This window comes from Atribacteraceae bacterium (assembly GCA_035477455.1).
GTDB lineage: Bacteria > Atribacterota > Atribacteria > Atribacterales > Atribacteraceae > DATIKP01.
This window is the reverse complement of record DATIKP010000044.1, coordinates 1-16,641: the sequence shown is the minus strand read 5'-3', so window position 1 is coordinate 16,641 and position 16,641 is coordinate 1. Positions and strand designations below refer to the sequence as shown.

Annotated in this window: 19 protein-coding genes; 15 read left to right on the top strand and 4 right to left on the bottom strand. The window is 53.7% G+C overall.

Features of this window, described 5'->3' with window-relative positions; genetic code table 11:
- Positions 1 to 535, top strand: a 535-nt coding sequence (locus VLH40_02560) for an LptF/LptG family permease (protein HSV30891.1), incomplete at its 5' end; no start/stop codon positions are given.
- Between the two features lie 33 nt (positions 536 to 568).
- Positions 569 to 1,717 carry a DUF3084 domain-containing protein gene (locus tag VLH40_02555; protein HSV30890.1) on the top strand — a complete coding sequence of 383 codons (1,149 nt, stop codon included), beginning with the start codon at positions 569 to 571 and terminating at the stop codon, positions 1,715 to 1,717.
- Here the strand turns inward: VLH40_02555 and VLH40_02550 are convergent.
- On the bottom strand, positions 1,673 to 2,578 hold the full coding sequence (locus VLH40_02550; protein ID HSV30889.1) for an AEC family transporter: 906 nt from the start codon (positions 2,576 to 2,578) through the stop codon (positions 1,673 to 1,675). The genes VLH40_02555 and VLH40_02550 overlap by 45 nt on opposite strands.
- Positions 2,579 to 2,583: 5 nt before the next feature.
- The gene (locus tag VLH40_02545; GenBank protein HSV30888.1) at positions 2,584 to 3,351 is read right to left on the bottom strand and encodes a fumarylacetoacetate hydrolase family protein; all 768 of its coding nucleotides are present in this window, start codon (positions 3,349 to 3,351) and stop codon (positions 2,584 to 2,586) included.
- 544 nt (positions 3,352 to 3,895) lie between these two features.
- Between VLH40_02545 and VLH40_02540 the strand changes: the two genes are divergently transcribed.
- Positions 3,896 to 5,044 carry a type III PLP-dependent enzyme gene (locus VLH40_02540; GenBank protein ID HSV30887.1) on the top strand — a complete coding sequence of 383 codons (1,149 nt, stop codon included), beginning with the start codon at positions 3,896 to 3,898 and terminating at the stop codon, positions 5,042 to 5,044.
- 8 nt (positions 5,045 to 5,052) lie between these two features.
- On the opposite strand, the gene VLH40_02535 is transcribed toward VLH40_02540, so the two are convergent.
- On the bottom strand, positions 5,053 to 6,003 hold the full coding sequence (locus tag VLH40_02535; GenBank protein HSV30886.1) for an aldo/keto reductase: 951 nt from the start codon (positions 6,001 to 6,003) through the stop codon (positions 5,053 to 5,055).
- Between the two features lie 432 nt (positions 6,004 to 6,435).
- Between VLH40_02535 and VLH40_02530 the strand changes: the two genes are divergently transcribed.
- The 12 genes from VLH40_02530 (at position 6,436) to ychF (ending at position 16,513) form a co-directional block, all read left to right on the top strand.
- Positions 6,436 to 6,666: an Lrp/AsnC ligand binding domain-containing protein gene (locus VLH40_02530; protein HSV30885.1), complete on the top strand. Its 231-nt coding sequence runs from the start codon at positions 6,436 to 6,438 to the stop codon at positions 6,664 to 6,666.
- 106 nt (positions 6,667 to 6,772) lie between these two features.
- Positions 6,773 to 7,429, top strand: coding sequence for a FaeA/PapI family transcriptional regulator (locus VLH40_02525; protein HSV30884.1), 657 nt, complete (start codon positions 6,773 to 6,775; stop codon positions 7,427 to 7,429).
- Between the two features lie 94 nt (positions 7,430 to 7,523).
- Positions 7,524 to 7,940, top strand: coding sequence for a secondary thiamine-phosphate synthase enzyme YjbQ (locus VLH40_02520; GenBank protein ID HSV30883.1), 417 nt, complete (start codon positions 7,524 to 7,526; stop codon positions 7,938 to 7,940).
- Positions 7,941 to 7,945: 5 nt separating this feature from the next.
- On the top strand, positions 7,946 to 9,094 hold the full coding sequence (locus VLH40_02515) for an iron-containing alcohol dehydrogenase (protein ID HSV30882.1): 1,149 nt from the start codon (positions 7,946 to 7,948) through the stop codon (positions 9,092 to 9,094).
- A 176-nt stretch (positions 9,095 to 9,270) separates the two neighbouring features.
- Positions 9,271 to 9,603 carry a cupin domain-containing protein gene (locus tag VLH40_02510; GenBank protein HSV30881.1) on the top strand — a complete coding sequence of 111 codons (333 nt, stop codon included), beginning with the start codon at positions 9,271 to 9,273 and terminating at the stop codon, positions 9,601 to 9,603.
- 209 nt (positions 9,604 to 9,812) lie between these two features.
- Positions 9,813 to 10,334, top strand: a complete 522-nt coding sequence (locus VLH40_02505) for a DUF2148 domain-containing protein (GenBank protein ID HSV30880.1) — start codon at positions 9,813 to 9,815, stop codon at positions 10,332 to 10,334.
- Between the two features lie 22 nt (positions 10,335 to 10,356).
- Complete coding sequence (locus tag VLH40_02500; protein HSV30879.1) at positions 10,357 to 11,295, top strand: hypothetical protein; 939 nt, start codon at positions 10,357 to 10,359, stop codon at positions 11,293 to 11,295.
- 38 nt (positions 11,296 to 11,333) lie between these two features.
- Complete coding sequence (locus tag VLH40_02495) at positions 11,334 to 11,543, top strand: hypothetical protein (protein ID HSV30878.1); 210 nt, start codon at positions 11,334 to 11,336, stop codon at positions 11,541 to 11,543.
- An 84-nt stretch (positions 11,544 to 11,627) separates the two neighbouring features.
- Positions 11,628 to 14,438 carry a hypothetical protein gene (locus tag VLH40_02490; protein ID HSV30877.1) on the top strand — a complete coding sequence of 937 codons (2,811 nt, stop codon included), beginning with the start codon at positions 11,628 to 11,630 and terminating at the stop codon, positions 14,436 to 14,438.
- 20 nt (positions 14,439 to 14,458) lie between these two features.
- A complete protein-coding gene (locus VLH40_02485) occupies positions 14,459 to 14,974 on the top strand; it encodes a nitroreductase family protein (GenBank protein HSV30876.1) in 516 nt (171 codons plus the stop codon).
- 211 nt (positions 14,975 to 15,185) lie between these two features.
- Complete coding sequence (locus VLH40_02480) at positions 15,186 to 15,416, top strand: DUF951 domain-containing protein (GenBank protein ID HSV30875.1); 231 nt, start codon at positions 15,186 to 15,188, stop codon at positions 15,414 to 15,416.
- 2 nt (positions 15,417 to 15,418) lie between these two features.
- Positions 15,419 to 16,513, top strand: a complete 1,095-nt coding sequence (gene ychF, locus VLH40_02475; protein ID HSV30874.1) for a redox-regulated ATPase YchF — start codon at positions 15,419 to 15,421, stop codon at positions 16,511 to 16,513.
- 3 nt (positions 16,514 to 16,516) lie between these two features.
- On the opposite strand, the gene VLH40_02470 is transcribed toward ychF, so the two are convergent.
- On the bottom strand, positions 16,517 to 16,641 hold a 125-nt coding region (locus tag VLH40_02470), incomplete at its 5' end, for an IS630 family transposase (GenBank protein HSV30873.1).

The following is a 16,641-nucleotide window of genomic DNA, read 5'->3' as shown; positions in this document are numbered from 1 at the left end:
ACAGGGATTACGGCGGATCATCAATGCCGAGGAAGCCTTTATCAGCGTGAATCACTGGGTTTTCCTGCGGGGTGTGTACTACGAATTTGATCGACAGGGACAGGTCGAACGGGTGATCCGATACGAACGGGAAGAAGTGGTGACCCGTTCGACAGTCGAGGAACTGATCAAAGCCCGGAAAAATCCCCAGGAGATGAGTTACGCCGAACTGCGCCGGACCATTGCCGATGAGCGGGGGCGGGGTCAGCAAACCAGACCCCTGGAATTGATGCTCTGGCAGAGAACGGCGATTCCTTTCGCCTGCCTGGTGTTTTCGCTAGTCGGTGTCCCCTTGGGTCTGACCTCTCCCCGTTCTGGGAAATCGGTTGGAATCGGCCTCAGTATTCTGGTGGTTTTCGGATATTATGTTTTTTTCTCTCTGAGCGGCGCGCTCTCGGAGGGTGGGACTATTCCGCCGGTGGCGGGAGCCTGGCTTGGCAATCTCTTGGGCACCGGGGTAGGTGTGGTTCTTTTATGGCTCAAAGACCGACATTGAGCTTAGATTTTTTTTTCTACAAGGAGAGTGCTTATGGACTTTTCTTCGCTGTTGCTTATCTTTTCCATTATCCTCGTCAGCGGTGTGATCGCTTACCTGGGCGATATCTTGGGCCGCCGCATTGGAAAACGAAGGCTTTCACTACTAAAGCTTCGTCCTCGCTATACGGCGATTGTGGTCAGCATCGCTACCGGCTTACTCATCTCGGCGATAACCCTCGTCATTCTGAGCGTCGCATCTGAGGATGTCCGGACGGCTTTGTTCGGTATGGCGGAACTCAAGGAACGCCTTGCCGCGCTGAACCACGAAGTCCTGGAACAAAACGTCGAACTCGAAGCGAACCGTAGAGAAGCGGAACAACACCGCCGACAGATCGGGGAACTCGAGGAAAGGGAAAGGAACCTGCAAGCCAGTCGGATAGGCCTGGAAGAACAATTGAGTACGCTTTCGATCAATGTCGAGGATCTCCGCGGTCAACGGGACCAGTTACGGGAGGAAATTCAGACACAGTTGACGGAACTTAGCCGGCTGCGCGCATCGTTAATGGCCATCCGGCGGGGCGAAATCATTTTCCATGACGAAGAAGAGATTCTTCGTGCCACGGCACCGGCGGGGATGAACGGAAGCGAAGCCGAGGCATTCTTGGTCTCGCTTGTCCATTCGGGCGATGAGGTAGTCATGCTCGAGGGGGCGGGCCAGGATGTCGAAAATCAGCGATCCATTTTTATCCTGGAAGACAATTTTTCCCAAACCCAGGAACTATTGACCAATTCTGCCGATGAATACGTGATCCGTCTGGTGGCCACCATCAATGTCGTGCGGGGAGAACCGGTAATTTCCCGCTTTCTGTCTGATGTCAACCGAAAAGTCGTCGCGGACGGGGAAGTGATGCTGAGTCGCTTTTTCACGGTGGAAGCCGGCCAGACAAATATTGAGCTATTGCTGGGCGAACTTCTCCGGGATCTGAATACCCTCGGGGCCCGCAGGGGAATCCTCCCGCAGCGGGGGAGGGTGGGGATTATTTCCGCCATTAATCTTTCCGAGATCACCCGCTCGCTTGAAACCATGAGCGGTGACGTGCTGATCGAAACCATAGCGGTTGGCGACATCTACACCATCGGTCCTCTGCGAGTCCGCCTACAAATAGGCAATGAGGAGGCTCCACAGGGGGAGGGTGATTAAGGATAACACCGTGGTCAGAAAAATGATGCTGGAGGACAGAGGGAGATCCAACTGATAAGCATCGGCCAGTGCATATGAGGATAGGAGGGTCGGGGTCGCGGCCTGTAGGATCATGACTTCCCGCAAGAGGGTCGGAAAAGGTAAGAAACGGGTGGCCAGGACAAACAGAAGCGGAAGGACCACCAGCTTGAGGGCAGCGGCGGCCAGGACCGGTTTTAGGTTTTGGGACAGATGGGTGGCAGATAGGGACAGCCCGATCGCGACCATAATCAACGGGATGGTGGTATCGGCCAACCGGTTGACGATATCCCAGAAAAGTGGGGGGAACGCGAGACTCCGGGAGGCCAGGGCCAGCAAAAAGGCCAAAAAAGGTGGAAGCTTGAGAATTTCCCGCAGGTTGTGTAGCGAAAAACGGCCGGTGCGGCTGAACAGGCAAAACGCGATGCCCACCGAAAAGACGGACAAAAAGTTGCCCATCTGGTCAAAAAAGATCGCCGCGGGAAGCGCCGCTTCTCCCCGCAGGGCCAGGATAAAGGGATACCCGAGAAAGGCGGTGTTTCCAAAAGCGGCTCCCATGGCGAAACTGGCCGCACTCAGCGGTGGTAATCGCAAAGACCGTTGACTGATAAAATAGGTCAGAACGAAGGTCAGGCTGACGATCAGGAAGGTAAGGGGAGGAATGCCCCACAAAGCGGATGTGAGCTCGGAGGGCTGAAGCGAACGAAACACGAGGGAGGGGAAGGCCACATAAAGGACAAACCGGTTGAGCGTGCCGGCGGCATCGCGCGGAAGCAGGCGGCACAGGCGAAAAATAACCCCCAGCAGGATCAGGATGAACATGACCGCCAGAACCTGAAACAATCCGCTTACTCCGCCTGGACCGGATTACTCAAGGACCCGATTCCTTCAATACGGATTTCCACTGTATCTCCGTCCCGGAGCGGTCCCACCCCGGCAGGGGTTCCGGTGGCGATGACGTCTCCGGGAAGCAGGGTCATCACCTGTGAAACGAAGGCGATGAGTTCCGGTACCGGAAAAAGCAGCTGGCTGGTGCGGGAGCGCTGGCGGATTAGTCCATTGACCAGACAGGCCACTTCCAGGTTCCGGGGATCGAGGTCGGTTTCGATATGGGGACCTAAAGGGGCGAAACCATCGAAAGATTTGGCCCGGGTCCATTGACCATCAAGGCGCTGCAGATCCCGGGCCGTGACATCGTTGAAACAGGTATACCCGAGAACCCGGTCGAGGGCCGAAGCCGGGGTGACCGATTTAGTCTTTTTTCCGATGACCACCGCCAGCTCGGCTTCATAGTCCACCCGTTCCGAAATTCTCGGTAACCGGATCAGGTCATCAGGACCGACCACCGCCGTGGGCGGCTTCATAAATAATACGGGATGAGTCGGAAGGGCATGGCCCATTTCAGCGATATGGTCATGGTAATTCAAGCCCACCGCGATGATTTTGGTCGGGAGGATTGGCGCGAGGAGCCGAATGCGCTCGCGGAGAAAAATCCGGCCGGTTTCCCGGACCGGTAGCTCATAGGGGTCTACAATTTCCCCAAGCACGCCGGCCTCCTTTTCGTAACCAAACAGCACCCTGGTCGGGTCTTCTTCGTAAAATCGGAAGAGTTTCATGGATGAACTCCTGTGCAAAAACTGTAGTCAATAATGGGTGATAATCCTTATGCATCATCCCATCCGCGTTTTCATAAACCCGGCCATCGGGCACCGACCGGTCAGCTTTTTTGAGCGAATAACAAACATGGCCAGGTCTGTCAGTCGGGGCGGGAAACCACAAGAGGCACGTCAATCGGCCCAAGCTTTATTCTATTGATTGCGGGCCGAATTTTCAACCTCGCCACCTCCCGGGAAAAAATATATTCAGATATTTAGCCGGTTTTCTCTCCTTTGTTCAAGAGACCGAGCCGGACCGGTCCGACTCTTGAAAAACCATTTTCGACCTTCTATACTGGCTACCGTGCCCGGAGGAAAAGAAAGTGGATTGGTTTTTATACTTGTTACCGTCGGGTAGCGACTGCTCGACTCAGTTGCGATCGGTGATCTTTTGTCAGTAAAAATACCACTGGGAACCCTATCTGGGCGATGAACGAAAGCTCCGGGGGATGTTGGATTTCGGACTGGACAATGCTGCCCTGCGGGGCTACAGGAGCTGGAGTCAATGGAGAAGAGGGCGCTTTTTGAAAAAGAACTCCTTATGAGCACTGCGGAAATCAGTGCCTTGGTTGAGAAATACGACACACCGCTTTTTATCATATCCCGGGAGAAGCTGGCCACCAACCATCGTGCCCTGCAGGAGCATCTTCCTGGAGTCGAGCTTTTCTACGCCATTAAAGCCAACCCCCACCCGGCGATCATCCAGCAACTCTACGAAGCCGGGACGTCGTTCGATGTGGCGTCTAAGAATGAAATAGATCTGGCTCTGCGCTGCGGGGTGCCCCCGGAACGCATGATTTTTGCCAACACGATCAAGCGCAAGAAGAGTCTGCGGTACGCCCGGCAGGTCGGGATCGACCTCATCACCTATGACAATGCGAACGAAGTGAGTAAAATGGCCAGTGAATTCCCCGGGGTGCGGGTGGTCCTGCGTCTGAAAACCTCCTCCGAAGGGAGCCGTATCGATCTTTCCTATAAATTTGGGGCTGAACCGGAGGAAGCGATGGATCTCCTGCGCTTGGCCGCCGGCGCCGGGTTGAAACCGGTGGGGATCAGTTTTCATGTCGGGTCACCCTGTCATAATCCCCAGAATTACCTTCACTCACTCGATCTGGTCAGAAAGGTCATCCGGGATGCCGACCGAGCGGGCATATCGTTGCACCTGGTAGATATAGGGGGCGGGTTTCCCCTGCACATAACTAAAGCCGAAGATTCGGAAGCCAGTCTCGAAATGCTGGCGGAGACAGTCGGGCCCGTTTTACAGGAAATGCGGGCGGAGGGGTTGCGTATAATCGCTGAACCGGGACGGGTGCTGGTGGGCAGCGCCTGTCTCCTGGTGACGAAAGTGATCGGTAAGGCAGTCCGCTCCGGGCGGATCTGGTATTACCTGGACGATGGAATCTACGGCACGTTTTCAGCCATTCTCTTCGATAAGGCCCGTTTCCATTTTGTTTCCCTGCGGGAATCCCCGGCAATGCAGCCTTGTGTACTGGCCGGTCCGACCTGCGACTCTTTGGACGTTATCGCGGAAGACGTTTTTCTGCCGCCCTTGGAACTCGACGATCAACTGTTCGTTCCGGATATTGGAGCGTATTCCTGGGCTTCCTCCACCACGTTCAACGGGTTCGATAAACCGACGGTGGTCCTGACTTAGAGCCCCCGTCAGACGAAGCGGAGATTGAATTCCGGACAAGCCGGCAGGCAATATCCACAGGACAGGCATTTTTCGGGACTGATGATCAAACCATTACTGCCCCGCGCGATGGCTCCGGCCGGACAGGTTTCGAGACACCGTTCACAGTGTCGGCAGAAAGGCAGCATGATCAGTTTTTTTTGTCGCCGATCCTGGCATAGTTCAAGAACGTTCCGGGGGATGGGCTGGTTTCCGAAATAGGCCAGATGAAAAGCGAGCTCCACCTCTCGGACCATGCCGATGGCCAGGGAGCTGAATTCCCGGATATTGCGGACGTAATCCAGAGCATCAATGAGTGAGCCAAGTAAATGGCCGCCGGCCAGTACTTTCATGGCGTAGAGTCCTTTTCCGTTTTGGTAGACCTTTTTGATGGCCTGAAGCATTCCGGAGAGATTTCCGTGGAGAATGCCGATTCCCTCCAGGTTGACAATTGGAAAGACCACTTCAATCTCCGGCTGGAGAGCGGCCGCTTCGACGACATCAACGGCATGGGTGGAAATGCCGATCGCGCGGATCAAGCCTTTCTCCCGAGCCTTCACCAGGTAGGTTAGAGCTCCGGACCGTTCGGAGAAAACCTCCTTGGTTGCCCGGGCCGCATGAAGGTGGAATATGTCGATGACCTCCCGTCCGGTCTTCCGGAGGGCGAATTCGACGCTTTTTTCCATGTCCGGGTAAGTCACCGCCGTGGATTTCGAGGCGATGATCACGCCATCTGATGGGGTAAACGCCGCTTGGAGGAATTCGTAGGTTTGGTATAATTCAGCGGTATCAAAAAAGATGATATCCCCATCGTAGGCTTGTCTAAGCAAGCGAATAGCTTTTGCCTGGGGGAGGTTGGCCTGCAGAGGACCCATGGGGAGCATACCGAAACATAATTCAGAAACCCGGATATCGAGTAGACCCAGGCGGTTCCGTTTCACGGTGAATCCTCCGTTCTCTTTGCGACGCTACAAAAGGTCCTCACCCTCATAAGGGGGTTTGAAAAATATCATGGACTTCTCTCACGAAATGATATAATGCAAGCGCGGTTCAAGGCTCATGGAGTAATATTGTGCTCTAGCTCGATGATACCACACAATTTTTTAATATAGGGGTTTATACTGCGGGAAGCATAAATATCCGGAAATCCTCCAGAAGTTGACGGAGTATCCGGGGTTTGGCTTGCCATTTCCCTTGCTGGGTTCCCACAGCGATTCGCCGGATTAATCTATAAGGGGGACGGAAATAGGCCCAGAGACTGGAAAAGACCGGTGGGGAGAGACACACGTTTCCTGCTCAAGATGGAATTTCCGGGGGGGCGACCGGTGGAAGAGGACCGGTATTACTTCTCTCGTGGGACGGGAGGTGACATCATGGTTGTGCAGGCATATATTCTGATCCAGGTGGAAACTGGAAAGGCGGTGCAGGTTAAAAAAGAACTCTCGCTTCTCGAGGGAGTGAAAAAGGTGGATCGGGTGATGGGCCCATATGATCTCATTGCCCTGGTGGAAGGGAAAACCAACCAAGAGATTGGGGAGAACTTGCTGGGACGCCTCCAGGAGAGCGACGGCATCAAGCGGACGCTCACCTGTCCGATCATTTGAGGGCTATTCAGTAACGCCGGGTGATCCCGGGAGCATGATCGGCTAAGGATAGAAGTGTGAGCTCGCGAGCGTGGGATAAGCGGGGAAAGCTAATAACTGAAACGTGATGATGGAGCAAGGGAATCAGATCACCCGGAAAGAACTCCAAATTTTAACCTTTATTGAGACGTTTTTTTGCCGGCACGGATATCCACCGACGGTGCGGGAAATCGGTGAAGCGGTCGGTTTCCAGTCGTCCTGCAGCGTGCATTACTATTTGAAGAAAATGGAGAAGAACGGCTTTATCCGTAGGCGCCCCACCAAACCCAGAACCATTGAAGTGCTGCCGCATTCTTTTCGTTCGCCAAACGAGGACAGCACGGTCATGATCCCCCTGTTGCGCAGCCTGGTTTTGAAGGGGGAGGCAGATTCCTCTCCGTCTGTAGAAAGTTATGTACCGCTGCCCCGTCGGTTCCTCGGAGACGGTCGGTTTTTTATCCTGTGTTGGAAGGGAAACGCCAATCCAGTTATTCCCCTTTCCCGGGGCGATTATCTGATTTGCCGGAAGTATGAGCAGGACACGGCTCCGCACCACGATGATGTGGTGCTGGCCCTGATTGAAGAAGAAATGCTCTTGGGGCGGATTTTGCCCTGGCGGATGGGGACCTATTTCGCCGGCCAGAACTCTGAAAACCACTTCACACAGCTTTGGAGCCAATATTTTGTGGGAGGGAAAGTTGTCGGTATCTGGAAACAATTCGCTGGCACCCCGGGATTGGATTGAAAGGCGAGTCCCCTGCCCTCCGGCAATTACGCCGGAGAATGAAAGACGGCTTTCGAGTTGAGGACGGAGAGTTGACAGAGAAGGAGGTCGTTACGTGGTCATAACCCGGGAAATCAAGTTCTTCACCAAAGGGCATACGGACATCATCAATATTACAGATCTGTTCAGTGAGACTTTACACGAATCCCGCCTCCAGTCGGGGATTGCCTGCCTCTATGTTCCGGGGACGACGGCCACCCTGACTACGATTGGGTATGAATCAGGTACGATTGACGATCTCAAGGAATTCTGGGAAAGAATAGTCTCGATGCGTGGCGAATACGCCCATAACGCCCAGTGGGGCGATGGGAACGGCTATGCTCATGTGCGGGCCGCTCTGTGTGGACCGTCGCTCGTGGTCCCCTTCAACGATGGAAAACCGCTCTTGGGAACCTGGCAGGATATCGTGTGTATCGATTTCGATAACCGGGCCCACTCGCGCACGGTTTTTGTCCAGTTGGTCGGAGAGTAGCGCCAGTGAACGGGTCTTTCTCCTTCAGACTGCCTAAAGAAATCTTTTTTGGAACAGGTGAGGGCCGAAAAACCGGTGCGTACCTGAGGGCCATAGCTTCCCGCTTTCTGGTGGTTACCGGAAAAACGGCGGTCCGCCGGTATGGGGTACTGGCTGAGGTCATGGAGTCTCTGGGGAACGAAAGTTTACAATGGGAAGTATTTGATGAAGTGGAACCAGAGCCTTCTTTGCGCACCATAAACCGGGCGCTCGAACACGCCCGGGGCTTTCAAGCAGAAGGGGTCGTTTCCCTGGGCGGAGGAAGTGTGCTTGATTGTGGGAAAGCGGTTGCGGGTCTGGTCGCGGCGGATTCTCCGGTGGAACCTTTTTTTGACGGGCAGTCCCTGCCCCCGGCTGGAGTACCCTGGATTGCGATGCCCACGACGGCCGGCTCCGGCTCGGAAATGACCAATAATGCGGTTTTGAGCGACCCGGAACGAATGCTGAAAAAGAGCCTCCGGGGACCGAGCCTGTTAGCCAGGTTAGTTATTGTCGACCCGCTCTATACTGAATTCATGGATCCCTATGTGACGGCGACCAGTGGAGTGGATGCCTTGGTTCAAGCTATTGAAGCCTGCACCGGTCCCCAGGTGAACCCGGTTGTCGATGTGTTGAGCCGGGAGGCGATACGGCTGTTATGGACTTATTTACCGGAAGCGGTCCGGGCTGGTGACAACCGGGGAGTTCGCGAATACGTGGCCCGAGGGAGTGTATTGAGCGCCATGGCCTTCTCCAATTCTTCCTCGGGTCCGGCACACGGATTATCCCATATGGTTGGTCCAGAGTATGGCATTCCTCACGGAGAGGCGTGCGGACTTTTTTTGCCCCAGGTCATCAGGTACAATAAGGAAGTCTTGTCCGAAAGATATCGCGCTCTGTTCCAAACCCTTTTTGGAGATCAGGATCCCGGTCGCGATCCGGTCGAGGCGTTTATCTACGCCTGGCAGGCTTTCTTGGATACCATAGGGCTCCGGAGGCGCCTGCGTGATTTCGGCGCAACTGAGGAGAACCTGTCCGGAGTGGTGCAGGATGAGCGCATCGGGAGAAGCATCAAGGAAAACCAGCGTCCTATGACCCACGATGATTTGATCGACCTTCTGCGGGAGGTCCTGTAGGTGCCGATCCTTGATCCATGAACCGGGACGGTATGTGTTGCAAGGGACTTTCTGTGAACGTTTCCCGGAGGGTGTGTATCGGCGGAAAAATAGAAAGTTGAGGGTGGGATTAAGAACGAAAGGATTGTAATCCATCACCGATCATCCATTACAGTTTTACCGGGAGGAGACTGGACGTGGAGATCCTCAGAGAACAGGAAAAAGAATATCGGAAAGGAGATCACGGAATTAAATATTTTTTTCGGGGTCCGCAGCTGGATTGGGGTCTGGTGTACCTGAAGCCCGGTGAAAAAATGGGTTCCCATTATCATCGGGAGGTGGAGGAAGCCTTTTATATCCTGGAAGGTCGTGGAACGCTTCTGGTCAATGAAATGGAGGTAGCCGTGGAATCGGGCTTCGCTTTTCGTCTGGAAGCAGGTGAGCGGCACGATCTTGTCGCTGCACCGGACATATTATTGAAGGGTATCTTCATCAAGAACCCCTTTCGGCCTGACGATAAGGTCGAATAATAACAGCCGGTTTGGTTGAGGCTTTGTTTTCATCCGCCATTTGGTGTACCATACAGTATAAGAGGCATACCCGGTCACACGGGATGCGGATCGATGAGGGATACCGCTGTACTGTTTTTTTGGATGAAACATTGAACACCTTTGTTTTTTCCGCAGACCGAGTAAACTGGTACCGCGTATCGACTGAAGAATAAAAGGGGAGAACAAACATGAAGGACGCTCTTGTCCAAGTTGCGAATCTTATGACCGTTTCCGCCAGGACAGCGCCGAAATCAGGCGGTAAGGACTATGTGAACGTCACCGTTCTTGATGGAACAAGGGTATCAGAGTTGGGGAACGCCATGATCGCCTACGGACAGGAACGGAACAACTCTGGATTTGTTCGGGATGGTCAGAATGTGCTCGATTCACTGGCCGTCGTTCTGGTTGGGATCAAGGAAGCAGCGGCCATGCATCTGGATTGCGGTGCGTGTGGATTGGACTTTTGTTCGGAACTGGAACCGGTCGAAAAGCGCGAGTTCCGTGGACCACAATGCATGTTTCGCCTCCTTGACCTGGGAATCGCCCTGGGCTCGGCGGTAAAAACCGCTTCCCTCTTGAATGTGGATAATCGGATTATGTATCGTATCGGTGTCGTCGCCCGTCGCATGGCTATGTCGGAGGATGATGTGGTCATGGGTATTCCGCTTTCCGCAGCTGGAAAGAGCATCTATTTCGACCGAAAGGGGTAGGGATGAATCCATGGAGGGTGCGTTGCGCGTACAAGACATTATCGGATTAATCCTGGCCATCCTGATCGTCGCAATTCTGATCAGCATCATCCTGATTTTGCGGGAAAGCGCCAAGGAAAGAAAAATGTGGAAAGATGACTACGAGGATTATGACGAAAGAAGTAAATCCGGAAGAAAATTGACTCCGGAGAAGAAGCTTCCCACCGGAAAAATCCGTTTTTCCTCGCTCTCCGGCGTTGAGAGTCTGGTTTCGGAGGTGGAGACCAAGCGGAAATGGAACCGCATTCCCCGGGAACGGGAAGTTCCCAAGAATGAGCCACCGGCAGAGGAAGAGGTCGTTGTGGAAAAAATACCGCCCCGTCCACCGACCAAATCTCCCGTCCCACCGGTGACCGAGAAGCCTATGGCCTTCGAAAGACAGGAGGCATTCGAGTCCTTTCCGGCGGATACCGTCAGGAAGATTCCTCTCGCGGAGCACAGGGTGAGTCGCGAGCCACGCCAGGCCGTGTTGGAGCGAGGCCTGAAAAAGCTTGCCGAAATGGGACTGGAGATCAAGAGCCTGAAAGTGGTGTTGGACGATGAAAACATCGAATTTGCCCCGCTGCTTTGGGAAGTGAGGGACATGGTACAATCCGGAAAAGCGATCGGTGATATCGTCATTCATACTGCCTTCAAGGTCTTGCCCGGCCATTCGGGAGAAGAAGTGGTGGAACTGTACCGTTCCGGCGACCTGTCGGTGGTCGATAAGCTGGAGGTTCGGGTGAAGATCGAAGAGGGGCAGGACTATTTGGTTGCGGTGTTGCACCTTTCCTATTTTCGGCTTCCTGATTTAATGCGGTTGCACCGAAATGGAACCTTGTCTGAGGAAGAACTGGAACTGCTGAATGCGTTGAAATTTGTCGATCGGAGCACCAAGAAAGACCTTGCCCGGGTTGTTTATTCGAAAATCACCAATGCGTAGGCGCCGATTGAGCAGATTGGGCCGAAAGGTTCCCGGGTATGTTCTACCCGAAACGTAAAACGGTCTTTCCCACGTGGATTCCGGACATCGATAATCGGGCCGGAAAAAAATTTACGAGAATTTGTTGGATATTGGTGTGTGGCGTGGGGATTCTGGTTCTCGTGTTCGTGCTCGGTAAGCTGGTACCTGTGCCCCTCCCCAGCGATTACGAGGTCTTCTGGCGGGTGGAAGAAGCCTTACATCCGTGATGGGGGAAACCGGCGCAACGCGAGAGATGAGAAAGCGAACAGATTTATAACTCAGCTTTTCTGACTAGAGAGGAGGACAATCATGTGAGTGGACGAAGCGGTTTTATTGTAACGATTATTGCCCTTGTAGCGGGTGTGGTGGCCTTGGTCTCGTTCCTGGTCGTGTTTCCGGGGATTGGCGGCCGAGTCTCCCGACTGGAAGACGCTTTACAGACTCAGGCCGACGAACTTTCCCGTCTAGTCGGTCAGGTTGGGGAAATTCCGGAGGACCTCGCTCTTTTCCGGGAACTGATGGGAACCCTGGAAACCCGGATGGCTGCTTATGAGCTTATGGAAACTGATTTCCAGGCTATGGTGAATGTGCTTGAGGAACAAGGGTCGGTGGTCGCGAGCCTATCCGGAGAACTGGTGGTTTTGGAAAACCGCTTGACTGCCAACGAAGAGTCGGCCTCGGCTCTTTCAGCCGTCCTTGCTACCTATGAAGACCGATTTGTGGGTTTCGAAAGCACGGTACAGGCTCTGACTTTGACTTTCGGTGAGCGGGTGCAAGAGATGGAGGCTCTGCGGACGTCGGTGGCCGATGCCGTTACCGGGATCGAGACCCTGTCCGCCTCCCTCGCGGATTTGGACCGCCGTTACGCTGCCGTGTTGTTAGGTATGAATGATAAAGGAACCCGCTTGGTGGCTTTGGAGGAGAAGCTGGTGGTCGTCGACCAACTTAACCGTGATGTGGAAGATCTGTCCGGGGCTATGCAGGGACTTCGCCTTGACCAGCGACTACAGGCCGTACTTAATGTGATTGACATCAGGGTCCGGGAGATCACTGAGCTGCTGAATACCCTCCGCGCTGAGATGGAGAGGGAGATGGCCGTTACTCAAGAGGATCGGGAACGGATCGACCAATTATACGCCGCACTCCGGCAGGAGTTGACCGGACAACAGGAGTCCCTGCGTGCGTTCCGGGAGGAAGCCGTCAGACAGGTTGCCACTCTGCGGGATGAAGTTGAGGAAAGCCTCGCTAACATTACCGAAAAAACGGCGACGATGATCGAACACACCGGGGAACAGGCTCTTCGTATCGATGAACTCACCGGGCGCTTGACCACCCTGGCCGAGAGTCTGCCGGTACCGGAAGTTCTCAATGATTTACAGCGGGAAGTGAGCGAAGCAATTACCCGGGTTGAGGAAAAAGTGACCGGCATCCAGGCGGAGGTTACCCAAAAAACTCAAAACCTGTCCGCAGAGTTGGCCCTTCTCCAAGGCCAGGTTGAGGAATTGAACCGAACCCTCGGAGAGTTGCAAGCCGGCCTTACTGAACAGTCCTCCCGTCTGGAAGGTTTTGAGCGGGGCGTTCAAGAGGTGATCGATACCTTTGGTCTTAGAATTGTCGGAATTGAGGAATCCCTGACTTCGTTGAAAGTCACTGAAGAGGATTTACGGAGCCAGGTGGCCGACCAGGAGAAAACGCTCTCGCTGGTGAGTGCGAAACTAGGGACCGTCGAAAACAGGCTGCAGGTATTAGCTTCAGATATTGAGCGGGACCTCCGCGGTATCATAGCGGAGGTATCCGACGCTTCCGAAAGGGTCAGACAGGAACTCTCGCTTTCCCTTGGGGAGGCCCTGCAAGACGTACCTACTCCGGAAACGATAGCGGCTCTGCGGGACGACCTGACGGCAGTTGCCATGGATAAAGAAGGGCTCCGCATGAATGTGGAGGAAATCAACCGGGAGCGGGAACGGATCCTTGAGGATTTAGGGAATAAATCGGTGCAATTAGCCCAGTTACAGGAGAGCGTTGTGGAAGCGGTCTCTCAGGCCGGAACATCTCTGGAGCTTTCTACAGAGTTATCCAAAAAAATGGAATTGGTCATGGCTGAAAAAAGTGGCCTTTCAGAGCGCTTGTCAGAAACCGAGAATGCCTTGGTCGTGTTGGATGGGGACTTCGCCGTTCTGAACGATACCTGGAAAAACATAGCCGGCCGGATCGAAGAGCAGCTGAAAGGCCTGCACGCGCAGATGAATCAGGTTCAGGTGCAATTGGCGGAGTTGACGGTTGCCATGCCGGAGGAGATTCCCGAGGAACAATTCGAAGCTTTTCGCGGGGTGGTCGAACAGACGCTCGATGGTCTGGCCAGTAGAATTGAAACTCTTGAATTCTTTAAAAATGAAATGAACCGGCTCGAATTGGATGCAAAGATTTTCGCCGTGGAGGGGAACATGGCAAATGTCGAAGCCCGCATCGCAGAACTGGTCGCCACCATCGAGACACAGGTCCCGGACATTGGCGAATTGCGGGATGCTTTGGACGAACTCAGAGAGAACCGGATGGAGATACGTTCCGACATTGAAGAACTGTACAGGAAATACGAGCAAATCGAAGAAGTGGCTACGACTGGTCAACAGATCGAGACTCTGGAAGAAGAAAGAGTGAGTATTATTCAACAGATAGAACGCCTGGCTGGGGAGAAGACGACTTTGCAGGAGGCGTTGACGAAGCGTCAGGAAGAGGCCGCGGGGATCAGTGGGGAGATAGAGAGGTTACGGGGAGAACGAGAGGCTCTCCAGGACATCCGGGTTCTGGAAGAGCAGAAGACCGCAGTCGAACAAGAGAGCGCTCGCCTTCAGAGAGAACTCGCTGACCGGCTGGGCCAGATCGATCTTTTGCAAAATCGCATCGCCGAATTGGCTCATCAGCTCGACGAAAGGGCAAGATATACGTCTTATATCATTCTTCCCTGGGACAATCTCTGGAATATCGCCTTACGCTATTACCGGGATGGAAGCAAATGGGAACTCATTCTGGAAGCCAACAGGGATGTGATTGACGACATCTATAACTTGCGTCCCTATACCGAAATCAGGATTCCCCGCATCAGCGCTCCCGCTCAGAAGTAATCGAAGAAAGGGGATTGACCATGGAGATGCTGGAGGTCATCAGCGGTAGACGAAGTATACGGAAATTCTGGACAGAAAACGTGAATCCTGAAGACCTGAAGGAAATTTTGGAGGCTGCCCGGCTAGCTCCTTCGGCGAAAAATCTCCAGCCATGGAAGCTTATTGTAATTAGGAATGACAAAAAAAAACGCTTGATCGCTCAAGCCTGTGCCGGGCAGGAATTCATCGGGGAAGCGCCGGTGGTTATTGTGGCCTGTGCGGTGAGCCGGGGCAGCTTTATCGGCAAGTACATGGAAAGCTGGCCGATGGATGTTGCCATTGCCATGGATCACCTGATGCTCGCGGCCTGGAATAAGGGATTGGGGACCTGCTGGATCGGCAACTTTGATGAGGAAAAGATCAAAGAGTTGTGTTCTGTGCCTCCCGAAGTCCGGGTGGTGGGGTTGACCCCGCTGGGATATCCGGCAAAAATCCATCAGCCCTCACCCCGCCGCCCTCTGGAGAAAGTAATTTGTGAGGAGAACTACTCCGGATAGTCCGGTGGGGATCCCCACCGGACTATCCCTTTTTCAATGGAGTCAATCCGTCGCTGTCCGACGATAGCGTTCTTTAAAAATTGCGGATTGGATGAAGCGTGCAAGAATTATCACCTTTAACTATCACCGATCACCCATCACTGTTTTTATTTACAGAGAATAGAGACTATACTGGCGGTGGAACGCCCGGCGCCTTTTTGGAGATCACCTAGTGAGTATTGTTCGGATCGAGATTGATGACGTGTTAACCCTGAAGAAGGGTCACCCCTGTGGTAGCCGGGAATGGCGGGTGGTCAGGATCGGGTTGGATATTGGTATGCGTTGTGTGGGATGCGGCCGTTTTGTGATGGTTCCGCGGCGGGAACTCGAACGTAAAATCCGGGAAATCCTTCGTAAAGAAATACGCTTGAAACCACAGGAAAGCTTGCTGGAAGGACTCTGAAGATGGGTTTGAAGGCCGGCATCATCGGGCTGCCCAACTCGGGAAAAACCACGATTTTTAATCTGCTGACTGCCAATCGGGCCCTTGCCGCCAGTTACCCCTTTTCCACCATTCTGTCCAACCGGGGAGTTGCTTCGGTTCCCGACCACCGCCTCCTGTTTCTGGAAAAACTGCTCAAACCACCGCGCCTGGTACCGGCTACGGTAGAGTTTGTCGATGTCGCTGGCTTAGTCAGGGGGGCCAGCCAGGGTGAAGGCCTGGGAAACCGTTTTCTGGCTGATCTCCGGGGAGTCGATGCGCTGGTGATGGTTCTGCGCTTGTTTTCCGATTCCCAGGTGACCCATGTCCTGGGTTCCGTCGATCCTCTCAGAGATCAGGAAGTTCTTACCCTCGAACTGCTGCTCGCTGATTTGGAGGTGGTGGAACGGCGCCTGAAAAAAATTGCGGATCTGGAACGCAAGGTGAAAGATCCGGCCATGGCGCGGGAAGGTGAAGTCCTGCGCCGCTGCCGTGATATACTGGCCGATGGCCGATCGGGGGGTGATTACCCGTTGACCCGGGAAGACGATGAGATCCTCCGGGAATTTCAACTGTTGACTCGTAAACCCCTCATTTATGTAGCCAATTGCGATGAATCCGCCGCCGGAGGTTTTCTGGCCGAAGAATTAAGAAAGCATCCTTCCTTTCAGAAAACCTCGCTGATCACGGTGTATGGCCGGCTTGAAGAAGAATTGAGTGAACTTCCGCCTGAAGAACAGGCACAGTTTTTCCGGGAATTCGGCATCGAGCACAGCGGTCTTGTCCGACTGGTCAATGAGGCCTATCGCCGTCTGGGGTTAGTGACGTTTTTTACGTTTGGAGACAAAGAACTCCGCGCCTGGGAAATTCCCGCTGGTTCTCTGGCTCCTGCCGCCGCCGGTAAAGTACACACGGACATGGAAAAGGGATTCATCAGAGCAGAAGTGATCAACTTCCGGGAACTCAGTGAAATTGGTTCTCTCGAGCAGGCCCGCCACCTGGGAAAAATACGCTTGGAAGGTAAGGAATATCCGGTACAGGACGGTGACTTACTGTATTTCCGCTTTTCACCGCCCTAGTACTTAATTGCCTAAGTTTACGATAGTATTTCTAAGCTGCCTACCTTTGACTTCCCTCTTGCGCCATGCAAATGGTCTTGCTGTAGGTCCATATGCAGCAACAAAAGCTTCAATTGCTTTGCGCAATT